General features: G+C 42.1%; 19 protein-coding genes. 10 read left to right on the forward strand and 9 right to left on the reverse strand.

Going from position 1 to position 17,645, the window contains the following annotated elements; genetic code table 11:
- Positions 1 to 242: 242 nt before the first annotated feature.
- Entirely contained in the window at positions 243 to 2,162 is a 1,920-nt protein-coding gene (locus ACZ9AO_RS11035) for a heavy metal translocating P-type ATPase (protein ID WP_476109064.1), read from the forward strand.
- 230 nt (positions 2,163 to 2,392) lie between these two features.
- On the opposite strand, the gene ACZ9AO_RS11040 is transcribed toward ACZ9AO_RS11035, so the two are convergent.
- Both ACZ9AO_RS11040 and ACZ9AO_RS11045 read right to left on the reverse strand, forming a co-directional pair.
- Positions 2,393 to 3,232 (reverse strand): YihY/virulence factor BrkB family protein, encoded by an 840-nt coding sequence (locus ACZ9AO_RS11040; protein ID WP_048685129.1) that lies wholly within the window; start codon positions 3,230 to 3,232, stop codon positions 2,393 to 2,395.
- A 16-nt stretch (positions 3,233 to 3,248) separates the two neighbouring features.
- Positions 3,249 to 3,641 (reverse strand): YtxH domain-containing protein, encoded by a 393-nt coding sequence (locus ACZ9AO_RS11045; RefSeq protein WP_476109065.1) that lies wholly within the window; start codon positions 3,639 to 3,641, stop codon positions 3,249 to 3,251.
- A gap of 231 nt (positions 3,642 to 3,872) precedes the next feature.
- Here ACZ9AO_RS11045 and ACZ9AO_RS11050 point away from each other — a divergent pair, with 231 nt between their 5' ends.
- The 4 genes from ACZ9AO_RS11050 (at position 3,873) to ACZ9AO_RS11065 (ending at position 6,218) form a co-directional block, all read left to right on the forward strand.
- Entirely contained in the window at positions 3,873 to 4,097 is a 225-nt protein-coding gene (locus ACZ9AO_RS11050) for a DUF1128 domain-containing protein (protein WP_034305672.1), read from the forward strand.
- 97 nt (positions 4,098 to 4,194) lie between these two features.
- On the forward strand, positions 4,195 to 5,460 hold the full coding sequence (locus ACZ9AO_RS11055) for a molybdopterin molybdotransferase MoeA (protein WP_476109066.1): 1,266 nt from the start codon (positions 4,195 to 4,197) through the stop codon (positions 5,458 to 5,460).
- Positions 5,448 to 5,963, forward strand: coding sequence for a molybdopterin-guanine dinucleotide biosynthesis protein B (mobB, locus tag ACZ9AO_RS11060; RefSeq protein ID WP_251541514.1), 516 nt, complete (start codon positions 5,448 to 5,450; stop codon positions 5,961 to 5,963). The genes ACZ9AO_RS11055 and mobB overlap by 13 nt, the downstream gene beginning before the upstream one ends.
- Positions 5,964 to 5,975: 12 nt before the next feature.
- Entirely contained in the window at positions 5,976 to 6,218 is a 243-nt protein-coding gene (locus ACZ9AO_RS11065; protein WP_034305676.1) for a DUF2164 domain-containing protein, read from the forward strand.
- A gap of 40 nt (positions 6,219 to 6,258) precedes the next feature.
- Here ACZ9AO_RS11065 and map read toward each other — a convergent pair whose 3' ends face one another.
- The 6 genes from map to ACZ9AO_RS11095 all read right to left on the reverse strand — a co-directional run bounded on the left by map (position 6,259) and on the right by ACZ9AO_RS11095 (position 11,132).
- Entirely contained in the window at positions 6,259 to 7,005 is a 747-nt protein-coding gene (gene map / locus ACZ9AO_RS11070; RefSeq protein WP_476109067.1) for a type I methionyl aminopeptidase, read from the reverse strand.
- A 106-nt stretch (positions 7,006 to 7,111) separates the two neighbouring features.
- Positions 7,112 to 7,627 (reverse strand): type 1 glutamine amidotransferase domain-containing protein, encoded by a 516-nt coding sequence (locus ACZ9AO_RS11075; protein ID WP_034305681.1) that lies wholly within the window; start codon positions 7,625 to 7,627, stop codon positions 7,112 to 7,114.
- Positions 7,628 to 7,754: 127 nt separating this feature from the next.
- Positions 7,755 to 8,030, reverse strand: a complete 276-nt coding sequence (locus ACZ9AO_RS11080) for a late competence development ComFB family protein (RefSeq protein WP_072272367.1) — start codon at positions 8,028 to 8,030, stop codon at positions 7,755 to 7,757.
- Between the two features lie 45 nt (positions 8,031 to 8,075).
- Positions 8,076 to 8,831: a flagellar motor protein MotB gene (motB, locus tag ACZ9AO_RS11085; protein ID WP_251541517.1), complete on the reverse strand. Its 756-nt coding sequence runs from the start codon at positions 8,829 to 8,831 to the stop codon at positions 8,076 to 8,078.
- Complete coding sequence (motA, locus tag ACZ9AO_RS11090; RefSeq protein ID WP_251541520.1) at positions 8,824 to 9,615, reverse strand: flagellar motor stator protein MotA; 792 nt, start codon at positions 9,613 to 9,615, stop codon at positions 8,824 to 8,826. The genes motB and motA overlap by 8 nt, the downstream gene beginning before the upstream one ends.
- 419 nt (positions 9,616 to 10,034) lie before the next feature.
- Entirely contained in the window at positions 10,035 to 11,132 is a 1,098-nt protein-coding gene (locus ACZ9AO_RS11095; RefSeq protein WP_251541522.1) for an AbrB family transcriptional regulator, read from the reverse strand.
- 293 nt (positions 11,133 to 11,425) lie between these two features.
- Here ACZ9AO_RS11095 and mreBH point away from each other — a divergent pair, with 293 nt between their 5' ends.
- The 5 genes from mreBH to ACZ9AO_RS11120 all read left to right on the forward strand — a co-directional run bounded on the left by mreBH (position 11,426) and on the right by ACZ9AO_RS11120 (position 16,281).
- Complete coding sequence (mreBH, locus tag ACZ9AO_RS11100) at positions 11,426 to 12,433, forward strand: rod-share determining protein MreBH (RefSeq protein WP_034305687.1); 1,008 nt, start codon at positions 11,426 to 11,428, stop codon at positions 12,431 to 12,433.
- Between the two features lie 268 nt (positions 12,434 to 12,701).
- Positions 12,702 to 13,265: a tyrosine-type recombinase/integrase gene (locus tag ACZ9AO_RS11105; RefSeq protein ID WP_048685101.1), complete on the forward strand. Its 564-nt coding sequence runs from the start codon at positions 12,702 to 12,704 to the stop codon at positions 13,263 to 13,265.
- Between the two features lie 52 nt (positions 13,266 to 13,317).
- Positions 13,318 to 13,815 (forward strand): cation:proton antiporter regulatory subunit, encoded by a 498-nt coding sequence (locus ACZ9AO_RS11110; RefSeq protein WP_034305691.1) that lies wholly within the window; start codon positions 13,318 to 13,320, stop codon positions 13,813 to 13,815.
- A 6-nt stretch (positions 13,816 to 13,821) separates the two neighbouring features.
- Complete coding sequence (locus tag ACZ9AO_RS11115) at positions 13,822 to 15,048, forward strand: cation:proton antiporter (protein ID WP_476109068.1); 1,227 nt, start codon at positions 13,822 to 13,824, stop codon at positions 15,046 to 15,048.
- A gap of 366 nt (positions 15,049 to 15,414) precedes the next feature.
- Positions 15,415 to 16,281, forward strand: a complete 867-nt coding sequence (locus ACZ9AO_RS11120; RefSeq protein ID WP_048685095.1) for a YihY/virulence factor BrkB family protein — start codon at positions 15,415 to 15,417, stop codon at positions 16,279 to 16,281.
- 48 nt (positions 16,282 to 16,329) lie between these two features.
- On the opposite strand, the gene ACZ9AO_RS11125 is transcribed toward ACZ9AO_RS11120, so the two are convergent.
- On the reverse strand, positions 16,330 to 17,496 hold the full coding sequence (locus ACZ9AO_RS11125) for a DHH family phosphoesterase (RefSeq protein ID WP_476109069.1): 1,167 nt from the start codon (positions 17,494 to 17,496) through the stop codon (positions 16,330 to 16,332).
- Positions 17,497 to 17,645 lie beyond the last annotated feature (149 nt).

Raw genomic sequence — 17,645 nt, forward strand, 5'->3', positions numbered from 1 at the left:
TTTTTTACTAGATTAGAATCATTCTTCTTTATTTCTGAATAGGATATGTGGTAATATAATATTAACAAAAGGGACATCACCTTAATAAACCTTTGAAAACATTGCTGTCATCGCAATTACGATGGCAGCTTTCATATTTTATCCAGAGAAATGACGTTGATTATCTTTCTCAATTATATATAAAGCAAATGATAATCTATATCATTTACACAAAAATAGAGAAGAATGTGGGAGGGAATCTTATGACTACAGATACTAAACATTTAACCCAACCGGCTCCATGCAAAACCACTTGGTTGGAAAAAGCAAAACCTCATTTAGAACTTATTGCTGCATTATTCAGCGGTTTATTAATAGTTTTGGGCTGGGCCCTTTCAAAGAACGGAATGGAGTCCGCTTCCATCGTCATTTACTTAGCCTCTTTCTTGATTGGCGGATATGCCAAGGCAAAAGAAGGCATAGAAGATACGATTGCCGACCGGGAATTGAATGTTGAGATGCTGATGATTTTTGCGGCTATCGGTTCTGCTGTCATCGGATACTGGACGGAAGGTGCCATTTTGATTTTCATCTTCGCTTTAAGCGGCGCCCTTGAGACATACACGATGAATAAAAGCCATAAAGAAATTTCGGCACTTATGGACTTGCAGCCTGAAGAAGCGCTGCGCATCACTAACGGATATGAAGAAACCGTGTCCGTTTCCCAGTTGCATGTCGGGGATCTGATTTTAGTGAAACCGGGTGAAAGAGTTCCTTCAGATGGAAAAATCACGGACGGACGTACCAATATCGATGAAGCCGCCATTACTGGCGAATCCATACCAGTCAGTAAATCATTGGATGATGAAGTTTTCGCTGGAACGGTTAATCTCCGTGGTACGATTACCGTGGAAATCACCAAACCGGCAAGTGAAACACTATTTCAAAAAATAATCACTCTCGTTCAATCCGCACAAAGTGAAAAGTCCCCTTCCCAGCTGTTCATTGAACGGTTTGAAGGGACTTATGTAAAAGTGGTATTGACGGTTGTCGGTTTGATGATGTTCGTACCCCATTTCCTATTGGAGTGGAGCTGGACCGAAACATTCTACAGAGCGATGATCCTGCTCGTTGTCGCTTCTCCTTGCGCCCTTGTGGCCTCTATTATGCCAGCTACACTTTCAGCCATTTCAAATGGTGCTCGTCATGGCATTTTGTTTAAAGGCGGCATCCATCTTGAGAATCTAGGTAACCTGCAGGCAATTGCTTTGGATAAAACCGGTACATTGACAAAAGGAAAACCAGAGGTAACGGATGTCATTATCCGCGAAGATTTAAACGAAGAAGATTTCTTATTTCACATTGCATCTGTTGAAAATTATTCGAATCACCCTTTGGCAACTTCGATCGTTCGTTATGCCAAAACGAAATTGCAAAGAGACATCATTAAACCGGATAACATGGAAGATATCTCAGGTAATGGGGTTCAAGCATACATCAATGGCGTGCTTTGGCAAGTCGGAAAAGCTGATTTCGTCGGTCGCAGTGAAGCAGAACGATTCCAAAATGGCATTGCGCTGACATTGGCTGAACAAGGTAAGACAATCGTGTATGCTAAAGATGATCACGGAATTGCCGGTATACTCACTTTGAAAGATGTCGTGCGTGATGAAACCGTTACAGCCATCGAGGCTTTGAGGAATGAGGGCATCCATACCGTCATGCTGACAGGCGATAGTGAAAAAACGGCTAAAGCGATTGCCTCGGAGAGTCATATTGATGCATATATTGCCGAATGCCTGCCAGAAACGAAAGTGACTGAAGTGAAAAAGCTTAAAGAACATTTTGGCACTGTAGCGATGGTTGGGGATGGCATCAATGATGCACCTGCTCTGGCAACAGCATCTGTTGGTATTGCAATGGGTGAAGGAACGGATGTTGCCTTGGAAACAGCGGATGTCGTTCTGATGAAGAATGACCTGCCGCGCATCGCGGAAGCAGTCAAACTATCCAAGAAGATGAATCGGATCATCAAACAAAACGTCATCTTTTCCATTTCGGTCATCATGATCCTGATAGCATCCAATTTCCTTCAATTCCTGGACCTCCCATATGGCGTCATTGGCCATGAAGGAAGCACAATCCTCGTTATACTGAACAGCTTGAGACTTTTGAGAAACTAAACCATGAAAAAGGAGCCATCCAAGGCTCCCTTTTTTTATGTTCATTTAGTGATATCCGTTCTTACCGTTTGCAGAACCTGATGTTTTATGGTTCGAACCTTTATTTTTTCCTTTTTGTTTTGTGCTGCCATCCTTTTTACTCATGAATGAACTCCTCCTCTTTAAAAGTTGTCATTTCTTGAATAGTATCCGCAGCATGATAGTCCGCTATTACGGGAACTCCAGGAAGCTCATGCACATTCTGGCTTTTTCCTTTCACTAATGAGCGCATTTATTTCCCCGCCCAGTATGATGATGAGCCCCGATAAATAAAACCAGACCATTAATACGATTATCCCTCCAAGACTTCCATATGTTGCGGAATAATTAGCGAAGTTCTCCACATAAAATGAAAACAAAAAAGAAGCGAGGCTCCATCCTGCCGTTGCAAAGATTGCACCAGGCAGTACGGTTATGCACTTTAGCTTAATGTTGGGCGCAATCCAATAAAGGATGGTGAACACAATTAAAAATACAAGCGTACTGACCACCCAGCGAAGTTGGTTCCAAATCGTAAGAAACTCATCGGATTGTCCAATTTCGGCAAATAGGAACACTCCGATCTGTTTTCCGAATACCGGCAGCAATAAAACGACAATAAAAACAAAAATCATCGCTAAAGTGAGAAGAATCGACATTCCCCGGGAAATAAAGAAAGTTCGACTTTCTTTTACACCATATGCATGGTTAAATGCTTTAATGATTGCATTCATCCCATTCGATGCCGACCATATCGTTCCGATGACACCAAACGACAATAAAGTACCATTCGCTTCCATCACTTCCGATAGGTTAGCTTCAATGATTTTCATCGAATCGTCAGGTGCATATGTACGGACGGTATTTAATATATCTTCTTGTGAAAATGGCAGATAGGCCAATAAAGTGAATAAAAAAATAAGTAACGGAAACAGGGAAAGCAAGAAGAAATAAGACAGCTGTGCGGCAAGCCCCGACACATCATCGACCTGTAACCGTTTTACCAAAGTCTTGAAGAATGAGCCTTTCAGCCATTCTTTTTTATTGGCCATACCTCCACCCCATTTTTTAATTTAAGGAAATTCGTTCGTGGTCTCTAGAAGACGGCTCTTCTTCCTCTGCAGTAAAAACTTCTTTCGTCTCCATCACCACTTGGGCAACTTGTGATGGAATATCTTTCATTTCCTCAACCTTTTGGGAAATGAAGGATACATCTTCGGAAATTTTTTCAACAGTGGAACGGACCTTGAATGATGTTTCACGTACTTGCGTAAGCACCCCATTGGGATTCTTCACGAATTCCATCATATTACTCATGCAGCTTTTGCTGTTTTCCAATACAGAATAACGCGTTTGCTTGTCAAAAAGGCTTATTGCCGCCCCAGCTAACGCCCCAATAAAGACCGCTTGCATAAATTTACTTTTCTTGGCACACTTATATTCTTCTCGAATGTTGCTCATATATTCTCCTCCTCGTCATATATTAGTTGATGGATAATGGTAGCTCTCTCCATTATACAATGTTTAAAAAAGTTTTTTCCTATCTTTTCCCAAACTCTCTCACTTTAAAACGCGAAGATCACCAAGATTATCGGAGGTCAAACTTCATATCCCACCCGAATACTCATTGACTTCCAGCGGTAATCATGCAAAGATGAAAATAATTTAGGAACGTATGAAAGGATGAAGGAAATGGATTTAACGCAAAACACAGCCGAAAGTGTCGAGTTTATGATCGAGGCAATCAAGGATAAATTAAAAGTGATGAACTTCGGTGCAATCAAATCAACTCATTTTGATATCGAAATGTACGAAGAACTGCACGATATTTATACAATGGTGATGAAAAAAACGAATTTCAGTGTCCGTGAAATGGAAGCGATCGCTGAAGAACTTGGAAGACTGCGTAATAAGTAACATTCAAATCCTCCCATACCGGTGAGGATTTTTTTCATTTTCAAAAAAATTCTGCTACATTTGATATAGAAATTGAAAACGGACAGGAGTTGTAAGCATGGTAGAAAGAAGAACGCCCATCAGCATCGCAGAAGCAGTGGAAAAAGTGATGAAGCATAAATTAACAGGACATGTGGAACTGATTCCCCTCGAGGACAGCCAAGACCGTTTTTTGGCTCAGGATATCGTAGCTACAAATGATGTTCCGCATTTTAACCGCTCCCCATATGATGGATTCGCCCTCAGGTCCAAGGATACTTCTGAAGGTTCCATAAATAACCCCCTCGTGTTCGAAGTGGTGGAAGAGTTGGCTGCGGGTATGGTATCGACTATTCCCGTTCAAAAAAATCAAGTGGCAAGAATCATGACTGGAGCCCAGATGCCAGCTGAGTGTGATGCCGTAATCATGCTTGAACTTACGAAGGAATTCGAAAAGGACGGAAAGAAGTACATATCATTTAAACGCTCACTTAAGGAAGGCGAAAACGTTTCTTTTCAAGGCGAGGATGCTAAGAAAGGCGATGTTCTTGTAAAAAAAGGAACAGCGATCAATCCAGGGATCATCGGCTTGCTGGCAACATTCGGTTATGCGGAAGTGCCAGTTGCCAGCAAGCCTGTCGTCGGATTATTCGCTACGGGATCGGAACTGCTTGATGTTCATGAACCGTTGCAGCCTGGGAAGATCCGCAACAGCAACTCACATGCCATCTCCGCCCAAATTCGGAGGGCCGGGGGGGAAGTCCGTTTTTATGGAAAGCTTAAGGACGAATTCGAATTAAGCTACGAGGCCATTTCGACTGCCTTGGAGGAAGTGGATCTGCTCATTACAACAGGAGGAGTTTCTGTCGGTGATTTTGACCTTCTCCCGGATATTTATCAAAAGATTGGCGCCGATGTCTTATTCAACAAAGTGGCCATGCGCCCCGGCAGCGTGACGACCGTAGCGGTATATAATAACAAATTTTTATTCGGTTTATCCGGCAATCCATCCGCCAGTTATGTCGGCTTTGAACTATTTGCAAGACCGATCATCCGCACGATGCTGTTCTCGGAATATCCGCATTTAAGAAAAGAGACGGCCCAATTGGCAGAGGACTTCTTAAAACCCAATCCATTCTCACGTCTGCTTCGCACCCGATTATTTTACGAATCCGGCCAATTGAAGGTAATTCCAAGCGGTGTGGATAAATCCAATATTACAACAAGCTTGGCAGGTGCCAATTCCCTGACCGTCTTACCTGGGGGGACACGTGGTTTCCAAACGGGAGACTTCGTGGACATCCTGCTCCTCGATGACCAGGAAGGTTCCAAATGGCCTTGGTGAAGCCCTTTATTTTTCAGGTGGTTGGCTACCAAAATAGAGGAAAAACGACCTTCATAACGAATTTAATCAAAAAGCTTCGCGAAGCAAAATTAGAGACAGCCGTTTTAAAACATCATGGACATGGCGGAAAACCAAATGTTACAGGGACGAAGGATTCCAATAAACACTTTCTTGCTGGGGCGGCCGCTTCACTTGTTGAAGGAGATGGAACAATCGAGCTGCTCGGCAATTTCAGGGGGAGCGCCCCTATCACTGAGCTGATTCAATTACTGTGTCTATTTCTCCCTGATGTGATTTTAATTGAAGGGTATAAGCAAGAGGATTTTCCCAAGGTCATTTTAATCAAGGAAGAAAGTGACCTCCCGTTATTGGAACGGCTTACCAATGTCAAGGCAGCGGTGGCTTGGCCCGAATGTCTTGAACGAACCAGGAATCATGCTTCAGTACCCGTCTTCCCTTTGGATTCGGATCAATTCATTACATGGTTTTTAGAACAAATATGAAGGAGTGGGACAATGTTCATTCAATTCCCCATAGAAAAACGCCGCAAAATGATCGAAAGTATCCAAGAATATGTGTATCAGGAACATGGGAAGGAAATCGGTGAAATTGCTGCTGAAAATCACTTGCAGTTCATTTTCGAAAATATCGCTCCCTTTATTTACAATGAAGGGATCAAAGATGCTAAAAAAGTCATGGAGGACAGATTAGGAAATATCGAAGAGGATTTGTATTCATTGGAACGCCCCATTGATTAAAATGAAAAACAGCATCATAATCGATGCTGTTTTTTTATGTTCACTGTTCGGTTAGAATAAGCGGGCCGTTTTTCGTTATGGCAATCGTATGCTCATATTGAGCCGAGTATTTCCCATCTGCAGTGGATGCCGTCCATCCATTCGGGTTCCGGCTTGCTTTATATGTACCTACGTTTACCATTGGCTCGATGGTGAATACCATTCCTTCCTTAAGACGCGGACCTTTATTCGGCAGTCCATAATGCGGAACCTGAGGCTCTTCATGAATGACATTCCCTATCCCGTGTCCGATGAAATCACGAACGACAGAGAAGCCTTCCGCTTCGACATATGTTTGTATGGCATGACCTATATCTCCAATCCGATTGCCTTCCACACATACTTCAATCGCCTTATATAAAGATTCCTTCGTCACATTCACTAAATGTTCGGTTTCCTTTGAAACCTTACCGACTGTATACGTCCAAGCAGAGTCAGCAAGGGCCCCATTATAATTGACGACCATATCAATCGTTACGATATCTCCGTTTTTCAAAGGGGTCTTGCGAGGGAAACCATGACAGATTTCTTCATTTATGCTGGCACATGTCGCATACTCATACCCTTTGTAACCCTTTTGTTCCGGCTTCGCACCATGTTTTTTTAAGAATCCTTCAACAAATTCTTCTATTTCCCATGTTGTCACTCCAGGAACAATCAACTTTGCAATCTCCTTATGACAAGCTGCCAAAATTTTACCCGATTCATGCATCGCTTGAATTTCACGTGCAGATTTTAATACGATCAATCGTGACACTTCCTTTTTTATTCGTCTCTCCTTTTATTTTACTGCAAAGATTGAAGTATATGAATCCTTTAAAATGAAAAATCCCGGCAGCTGCCGGGATTTTTCATTATTTCAATAGATTGAGCGATTCCCGGTTAAATGCCGGAAGATCTTCAGGTGTCCTGCTGGTTACAAGCTGGTTGCCGCAAACCACAACCTCTTTGTCCAAATATGTGGCACCTGCATACTCCATATCGACTTTAATAGATGTATACCCTGTTGCGTGGCGTCCTTCAAGTGTTTTGGCCGTAATCAGCAACTGCGGACCATGACAGATCGCAAATACAGGTTTTTTATCATCCATGAACGATTTTGCGAAAGATACGAAGCGTTCGTCAGCACGCAGTTGATCAGGCGAGAACCCACCGGGGATGAATAACGCATCGAAACTTTCCGGTTTCACCGAGTCGATGCTTTCATCAATCTCGACTTCCACCTCCCCTTGTTTCCCTTTAACCGTTTTCCCTTTTACCATTTCAATCGTCGTTACCTTATGGCCGGCTTCTTCAAATGCTTTTGCCGGTTCACTATACTCCGAGTCCTCAAACATATTCGTTACTACACATGCGATTTTTTTACCCATAATCATTCATCTCCTCAATTTTTGATTGAATGAACCTACTTTGCACTTTATTTATGTTCCCTCTGCCACTATAAATAAAACACATAATTAATAGTAGACCTTTTGTTTATGAGTAAAATACCGCGAATCAATGTTTAGGGTATTGGCCAACAACGTGTATCGCATTGATGATTCTTTTATTGATCCATTTCCTGTTTTCTTCTGTATTCAAATTTCCAAATATCCTTTTCCGCCCTACTTCCGTGGTTACATAGTAATTAGGCAGGTTATTCAATGATAATGTGATGATGTCATTTTTACATTTCCTGCACGAACAAAATGTTTGGTATTCTATACCTGACATTAAAACCTGCACCCACGTCACAACGATTTCTTCCATCACATTTGTGTATTCTCTTTCCATATATTCTCCTTCAAAAAGAAAAACCCGTCCATACCTGACAGGTTTTCACTCATTTATCGCTGTCCGTGGAACAATTAGGATTTCAACTCTCCGGTTTTTCGCCCTTCCTTTTTTCGTTTCATTGGAAGCTACCGGCTTGAATTCCCCATGTCCTTTAGCACTAAACATTTCGGGATCCAAATCCTTATTTTCAAGGAGAAGTTTCATAAAATTCACGGATCGCATCACACTCAGGTCCCAGTTGGATTCATACTTGGAATTTTTAATAGGAATATTATCGGTATGTCCGCTTACGATGATGTTTCTGGGTAAGTCCATGACCAGTAACTCCGAGATTTCTTTAGCGATTTTACGGTTTTCACTTCTCACCTCGGCCACACCCGATTCGAACAGCACATATTCCCTAATTGAAATCAACATGCCTTCATCAGTAAGGTTCGTTCCCAATTTATCCGTTAAATCATTCTTTTCGATATAGGCATTTACACGCTCCTGAACTTCCGTAAGTTCTTCCTGCTCGTTTTTCCCTAGCTTCTCAAGATCTTCTGCACCTGTTCTTTGTTCCGGTGACGTCGGCTCATTGCTGGGGGCATCACTTGGAAAATCCATAAAACCCGTTCCGCTTGTAAAAACCTGGTTAAATACATTGGACAACTGCTGGAACCTTACTGCATCAACCGAACTTGAAGCGAACAAGACGATAAAAAGCGCAAGAAGCAATGTTAAGATATCGGCATAGGGAACCAGCCATGATTCATCGATATGCTCTTCATGCCTTTGTTTCTTTTTGCGCCTAGCCATCTTCTCTCACATCGCCTTCCAACCACTTTTTACGATTTCCAGCAGGCAAATATGATGTTAATTTCTGTTCAATCGTTCTCGGCGCTTCCCCTTCGATGATCGATAAAATCCCTTCAATCATCATTTCTTTGATTCTGACTTCCTGCTGCGATTTCCGTTTGAGCTTATTGGCAAAAGGATGCCACAACACATACCCCGTGTAAATCCCCATCAAGGTCGCGACGAACGCTGCAGATATGGCATGTCCCAATGCCTCCGTGTCAGCCATATTACCCAATGCAGCAATCAGCCCGATTACCGCACCCAATACGCCAAGCGTCGGAGCGTATGTACCGGCTTGACTGAAAATAGCCGCCGCACTTAGATGACGTTCTTCCATCGCGTCTATTTCCTCTGCTAAAATATCACGAATATAATCGGCACTCTGACCTTCGACTGCAAGGTTCAAGCCATTTTTCAAAAAGGCATTATCCACCTGATCCGAAATGCTTTCCAAGGCCAATAAGCCTTCCTTCCTGGCAATGACCGCCCATTCCGAAAAGGTTTTTATTAAATCTTCCGGCTTTGTCAATTTTTGTTCAAAGAATAAAATCTTGAATACTTTTGGCAGTCTTTTTAATTCCGACAAAGGGAAAGCCGTTACGACAGCAGCTATCGTCCCTACAATGATGATCAAAATAGCCGCCGGATTAATCAGCGCCGTTACACTAACACCTTTCAACACCATTCCGACTAAGATGGCCACAATACCAAGAACTACGCCCAAAACTGATGTTATATCCATAATACTCACCCATTCATTTAAAGTCTCGTCTCCTCCTTATATCGGATGAAGTTTAAAAAAAGTGAGGATTATTTTACTATTCGATTTCAATTTTCATTAAATCATCACAAAATCTACCCACCTTATTGCCTGCATGAGCTTATCAACAGCACAAATATTCCTTCAAGAATGGAACCTCAAGCATGTTCCGTACATGATTTTCTCATAACATCTGGAATATGCGCATTTATTCGTGGTTTTCACGCTTTTATTCGTGAGTTTCACACTTTTACTCGTGGGTTTCGTGCTTTTACTTGTGAGTTTTACGCTTTTACTCGTGAATTTGGCACTTTTACTCGTGGGTTTCGCGCGTTTACTCGTAAATTCCGAATATCGCCTTCTCACTCTTCAGTTTTTCCGAAAGAAAAGGACAAAGCCTGTCAGCTTTGTCCCTGTTCTTGTTTCCCGTGGTTTCTTCCGGCCAGCCATTTTATGATGGGGGACAGAAAAAATAAAATGAATAAGATCCTGAATAAATGAAAGCTTGTGACAACGGATAAATCCACATGCACAGACATGGCTGTGACTGCCATTTCGGCGACGCCGCCTGGCGCCATGCTCAAAAAAAGTTCATTCGCCTGTAAAGATAGGGCTGGGGCAAACTGAATGGATAGATAATAGCAAAATCCAATCAATAGGACATTACTGACGAACACGGCTCCGAACATCTTCCTGAAAAGTCGGGGATTATCTACCTTCAGTGTGTAGCCTAAATGTGCGCCGATCAACAATTGCGACAGGTTCAACCAAAAGTCAGGAATCTGCGGGGCACCTGGGCCTGCTAAATTGAATAGTGCTGCTGCCATGAGAGGTCCTAGCAAAAAAGGCAGCGGAAAATTGGCTCTCTTTGTGATGAAAATGAACACTAGCAAGGTTAACAACATCATGATGGCTAATTTCCCATCATATTCAAATAAGAAAAACGGCCGCTCCGTGACGGCCATTACCGCACCTGGTTCAACCGACATCACATGAGTCACAATCCAAGGAACAACGGAAATCACCAGGATGACCCGCAGTGTTTGCATAAAGCCTACAACCGTTTCATCACTATCCTTCATTTCCTCACTTAAGACCACCATCTGGGAAAGACCTCCCGGGAAACTGCCAAGCATGGATGTGCCCAAGGATAAGTTCATTCGTTTTCCGATAAACCAGCCAGTCAACACTGTAAATGAAATGATTACGATTGTCGTAAAAAGCATTACAGGCAGATATTCAATCATCTCATTTAACGATTGTTTCGTGAATGAACTGCCCAATTGTAAACCTAGAATGACCAATCCAGTACTTCTAAAGGTTTTAGACCAATATAAGTACTTCCTTAACTTCACTTTCGCAATCATCACGACGAATAATGGTCCTAGCATCCATGGAAGGTATATGCCAAGGCTATCAAACGCGTAACCACCCAGGAAGGCTAGAAAAGCTGTAAAAATGATTCTAAAACTCTTACTCTCGATTAAATTTACACTCACAAAATTACCTTCTTTATCTAAGCGGTTTTTCATCTATATCTTAACATAAAATAAGTTGGTTCAAAGCTGTCATCCACGCTTGTTTTCGACTGTAGCAAGGAGCGCATCATTGAAATATACTAAAAGCAATTGCCTTCTCCAGTGCACTTTTTTATATTTAATCATGTTTTCGCTCCATGAAAAGAAACAGCATGGCACTTCCACCATTTACTAGATTTCCCACCCCCACAAACTCGCAATAAAAGGTAGAATAATATATATAGGGGGTCAAACTCTTATGGAGGGGTGACTAGATGTTATCAAATACAGAAATAGGCATTGACTTAGGAACTGCAAATACGCTAGTTTACAGTAAAAATAAAGGAATCGTATTTAATGAGCCATCTGTGGTGGCCATTGATATAGAGACTAATAAAGTATTGGCAGTCGGTGTTGATGCAAAAAACATGATCGGGAAAACACCTGGAAATATCGTGGCAATCCGTCCGCTTAAGGATGGTGTCATTGCGGATTTTAATGTGACCGCGCAAATGCTTAAGGAAATCATGAAAAAAGCAAGCAAGGCCCTAGGTTTATCGATTCGCAAACCTAGTGTAGTGGTCTGTACACCATCAGGTTCCACTTCAGTTGAGAGAAGGGCCATTCAGGATGCAGTCAAAAGCTGCGGAGCGAAACAGGTCCACCTTATCGAGGAACCAGTAGCAGCAGCAATAGGTGCGGGCCTGCCTGTCGAAGAGCCCGTTGCCAATGTCATCGTTGATATCGGCGGCGGAACGACTGAAGTCGCAATCATTTCTTATGGCGGCGTCGTTTCCTGCAATTCAATCAGAATTGGCGGAGATCAATTGGATGAAGATATCAGCCAATATGTCAGGAAAAAACATAATGTGCTGATTGGGGAAAGAACAGCCGAGGAAATAAAAAAAGAAATCGGCTACGCACTCGTTGAACATTCCGTGATCACCATGGAGGTCAGGGGCCGCGATCTTGTAACCGGGCTACCAAAACCGATTACAATTTCATCCACTGACGTCCAGGAAGCCATCCAGGAATCGCTTCTTCATATACTGGAAGCGATAAGGGCCACTTTGGAAGATTGTCCTCCTGAATTGAGCGGGGATATCGTCGATCAAGGAGTCATCCTATCCGGCGGGGGTGCACTTCTCAACGGGGTACAGGAATGGCTGACGAATGAAATCGTCGTCCCTGTCCAACTTGCGGATAACCCGCTTGAATCAGTTGCCATCGGAACCGGGCTTTCACTAGAGGTCATTCACAAATTACAAAAAGCCGTGTACTAAAAAGATTAGGAAACCCCAACTTGGGGTTTCTTTTTTTATCATTCCAGACCGATCCCCCCCCCCCATGATGCAAACAGCAATCTCCACATTAAATAACTTCCCGGAAATATTTTACCTCGTTTGAGCAGAGAATAGGGAAAAGGATTTTTTACGTTCGAATACAAGCATTATTGATTGGGTAGGCATCACCTGCAGAACTAATCGCATGCAATGTTACATAACTTGTGTTATAATGTAATTATGTTACATTGGTAAGAGGAGAAGATCTATGGAATATGTAGAAGCCTTTAAGGACATCAATCAAATCAGCAAAATAAAAACATACTTACGCGCTCACTCCAGTCGGGATTATTTATTGTTTGTACTCGGCATCAATACAGGTATGAAGATAAATGAAATGCTCGAAATCACCGTCGCCAGCGTTCTGGATGAAACGGGCAAAATCAAGGAGTTCTATGAGCAACGGACTGAAAGTGACGAAGTCAACCAAATTTATTTGAACCTGAAAGTCCGTACCGCCTTACAAGAATACCTTAAAGGCTCGAAGGTTATCGAAGGTCAGTTTTTATTTCTTTCCCCTAAAACAAAAAAGCCGATTACACGTCAACAGGCGCACCGAATCATCCATGATGCTGTGGAAGGTGCAGGGCTGACAGGCAAATTCGGAGCAAGTTCGATGCGTAAGACTTTTGGCTACCATGCCTATAAACAAGGAGTGTCACTGGCCTTGATACAGAAGCATTACCATCATTCCAGTCCATCGGAGACATTAAAATACATCGGTATATCCAAGGAGAAGAAATTCAAGACGAATATTGACGTTAACTTATAAACATTCTGCTACCTTCTATTAACTCTAACCAACATTTTAAGGAGGAATTCCAGTGAAAATTAGAGAAAGTGAACTTCCTGGTATTGGTCAAAAATTCGAAATCATAACGAGAAATGATGAAAAGTTAGTAATCGTCATTCACGATGATGGCCGTCGGGAATTATATCATTTTGATAATGAACATGAGGACGTCATATCGAGCATCACCCTTAATGATCAGGAATCACGGCAACTGGCTTCCATCATAGGCGGCATGGTCTATAAACCACAAGCACTTGAAACAATTGAAATGTCATTGGGTGACTTGGTGATCGAATGGTTCAAAGTCGAACCCGGTTCAAAGGCCATCAATCAAACGATCGGTTCGATTGATATCAGGAGCAATTATAACGTGACCGTCATCGCCCATTCTAAAAAAGGCAAAAAACAACTGAATAATCCTGGTCCAGACTCCATCATCGAAACAGGCGACACCCTTGTAATATCCGGTGAAAGAAAAGATATCCGTAACCTGATAAGAGAATTATTGACCGACGAAAGGAGTGACTAAGCTCATATGGATCATTTAGTCTTTGAAGTGGGAACTGCCCTACTTCTAGTGGCATTAGCCGCTCTCGTTGCAGGTAAATTCAAAATATCGAATGTTCCGCTATTAATTATCATCGGGATGCTCGTTGGACCCCATGCCCCTACCTTCGGATTAATTGACCTGCGTTTCATTGAAAGTGATGAAATCATAGCATTCCTCGGTCGTGTCGGTATTTTATTCCTTCTGTTTTACCTTGGGCTTGAATTTTCCGTAAAAAAGCTTATGAAGTCAGGGAAAAATATCGTGACAGGCGGAACCTATTACATTTTAATCAACGTGGGAATGGCCTTGCTGTATGGTTTCCTGCTAGGTCTTCCATTAAAAGAGGTCCTGATATTAACCGGGATCATCAGTTTTTCTTCAAGTGCCATCGTGGCAAAGGTACTTGTGGACCTTAAAAGGACCGGTAACAATGAAACCGAGCTAATCCTTGGCATCATCATGTTTGAAGATATCTTCCTCGCTGTTTATTTATCAGTCGTATCCGGATTGGTATTAAGCTCTTCTGGTTCCGTTTGGGGAACATTACTTTCTACATTTATCGCGATTGGGTATATGCTGATATTTTTCGTTATTGCCCGGAAAGCATCTGGGATCCTTAACAAATTATTCAATATAACCTCCGATGAGATTTTTATCATCGTCGTGTTCGCATTACTATTCTTCATCGCCGGTTTCTCGGAAACGATTCATGTTGCCGAAGCCATTGGTGCATTACTGCTCGGCCTGGTCTTTTCTGAAACGGAGCATAGCGACAGGATTGAGAAACTTGTCATTCCCTTCAGAGACTTCTTCGGGGCCATATTTTTCTTCAGCTTTGGCTTGAGTATCGATCCGACGACCCTTGGCGGAGCTGTCTGGATGGTTCTTGGTGCCGTCATCATCACCATAATCGGTAACTTTGCAGCTGGTATGATTGCCGGACGCAAATCCGGTTTATCTCACAGAGCTTCCGCAAACATCGGTTTAACGATCGTTTCACGCGGCGAATTCTCCATCATTTTAGCCAACTTAGGCATTGCAGGAGGTTTAATGCCTATACTAACCCCGTTTGCGGCACTTTATGTTTTAACCTTAGCGATTCTTGGGCCGATCCTTACAAAAGAATCCAAACACATCTATAATATCCTAAATAAAGTATTCAAATGGACCCCTCCGAAGGTTCAAAAGAAACAGGAAAAAGAAGTCCAATAGAAGAAAAAGGCCAGAAATTGCTTACTGGCCTTTTTTCTGTTTACCTTTTATAACTCACTGACATGATAATATTTGTTAGAAAGCGGGCATAAAATCATACTTAGTAGTAGTATTGGTGCCGTCCTTGAAGTATCAACAGCACCTATCACAGTTATTCTAGAAACTTTCGAGATTGAGGGATATTTCTTTACTGAGGATTTTAAACTTGCTTCTCTCCAAATATGTTTTGCGGGTTATGTCATTGTCACAAACTTCTACAAGTGCCCGGATTAGAGGTTTCAATTTCTTTTCTTTTGAGGATTAACTTACATGAACAGAGGGAATAGAAGCAGATAACCTAAGTAACTATTCAGGAGTGATGCCCAGATGAATAAGTCGATCCAATTTTCAAAGAAACTTATTAAAGAAATAAAGGAAGATCGTGTGACCGGGCTGGCAGCAGAACAAGCTTATTACTATTTACTGGCACTATTCCCTTTGCTCATATTACTGCTGTCCATATTACCTTATCTGAACATCGATATTCAGACAGCCCTCGACACGATAAAAACCTTCATGCCTGCAGAAACGATGGAAGTCATCGAGAAAAATATCATCAACATATTATCTGAACGGAACGGCGGCTTACTGACCTTTGGTTTCCTTGGAACGATATGGTCCGCTTCCAACGGAATGAATGCGTTCATCCATTCCATGAATATTGCCTATGATGTGGAAGAAACAAGGAATTTCATTAAAGCCCGCTTCATTTCCATTATATTGACATTAGGCCTGGTTGTAGCATTCATCGTCATGTTAGGTCTCCCCGTCTTCGGAAAGGTCATCATCGAATTATTACAGCAGGTCATTCCGATCCCAGAAGAAACGCAAATCTTATTCAGCTTATTACGGTGGGTCATCGCGGTTGTGGTCATCTCACTTGTCCTGGCCTTTTTATATCGCTTTGCACCGAATAAAAGTTTTCCCATTAAACATGTCATCCCTGGCGCAGTGACCGCAACTGTACTTTGGCTGGGAATATCACTTGGATTTTCATTCTATGTCAGTAATTTTGCCAACTACTCTTCCACTTACGGCAGTTTAGGAGGCGTCATCATCTTGATGCTATGGCTGTATTTAAGTGGTCTGATTTTTGTGATCGGCGGAGAAATCAATGCAATTCTTCATCGCCAAAACTCCATTCCAAAAAAACAGTCACGCACGATCGTTCATCCTGTCCCGCTTAAAAGATAAAATCAAGATTGAAAAGCGGCTGTCCCATTCGGACAGCCGCTTTTCTAATTAACCCTTATTGACAAACTCTTCATATCTTTCATCATGGGCCAGCCATGCAGCGAATTTCCGCTTCATGTATTTTTCCGCTTCCGCAAATGTATCGAATGTTTTTTTCTGTTGTTTGCCATTGATTTCAACAATCCATTCCTCTTCTTCATCTTCATAGATGAATATGTCCTGTTTGTCTCTTGTTGAATATAGGCAACCCTCTGGGGATCCTTTTACATTCAATTGATTCTTATGTGCGTCTCGTTTAAGGGGCTCGGCATAGAAGGTCTTTTCGACGTATTGGCTATATGCCTTTTCGGACATCGTACAACCGGCGGCTTTTTGGTGGCCGCCACCATCGTACTTGCCAGCAACCTCAGATACATCTATATCATCGTGGATTGTCCGGAAGCTGATTCTTTTGCTTCCTACCATCAGGATGGCTATATAATCCAGATGTGAGAACTCTTTCGACAGTTCATTTCCCAATTCCGAATGGTATGACTCTGCATGGACCACACCAGCTGTATGGGGACCGACCGTAGCTTGATAAACTTCTCTTTTTTTCCTGTTTATGTACCTATCCACTCGACTCTCTTCAACATTCAGAAGCGTTTGCTCCACTTCGTCAAAAGTGAAACTTTCAGCCGTGGACAGCTTATTTGCGATTTTCATTTCGAATTCCTCTATCGGAATCATGAAAAACAGGTCATTCAATCGCTTTGCCGTTGTATTTTTATTGACTTCCCATTCCCAAGTATCATATTGACGGACCAATTCAACGAATTCAGCGACAATGCTTGAAGGTTCCAGCAATTTATTTTCAACTGCATACTGATAGAATAATGATGTGGCTGCCGTCTGTTTACCATCTTCCTGTTCGACAGTTACAGATGCCCAATCATGTTCGTTCAAATGCAGTGCTGACTTATGATGATCGATCAGCAGAGCCTTGCCTCCATCTTCCACAAACTGAGTAATCATTTTTTCATTATCTTCATCAACCGATAGATCAGTAACGATCAATGTATCTTCAATCTTGGCCTGCTCAAGAAATGCGCCTACATTCTGATTAAGGCGACCAATTGAATTATAACTAACCACTACATCTTCTCCGAATGCCAGCTTAGCTACAATGCCGCACCCGACTCCATCTAAATCATTATGTGTAAAGAGATGGTACACACAAACCCCTCCTAATAACTAATAAATTTACTTTTCCCTAAAGACATGAATTTCAATTGCAATCTTTACAATTGTAGCATAATCATATCTGCATATTTTATCATGCTTCCATTACGTGACGCTTTTGTTCGGTTTTTTTTCGAATAATT

This window comes from Peribacillus sp. TE19612 (genome assembly GCF_056279465.1).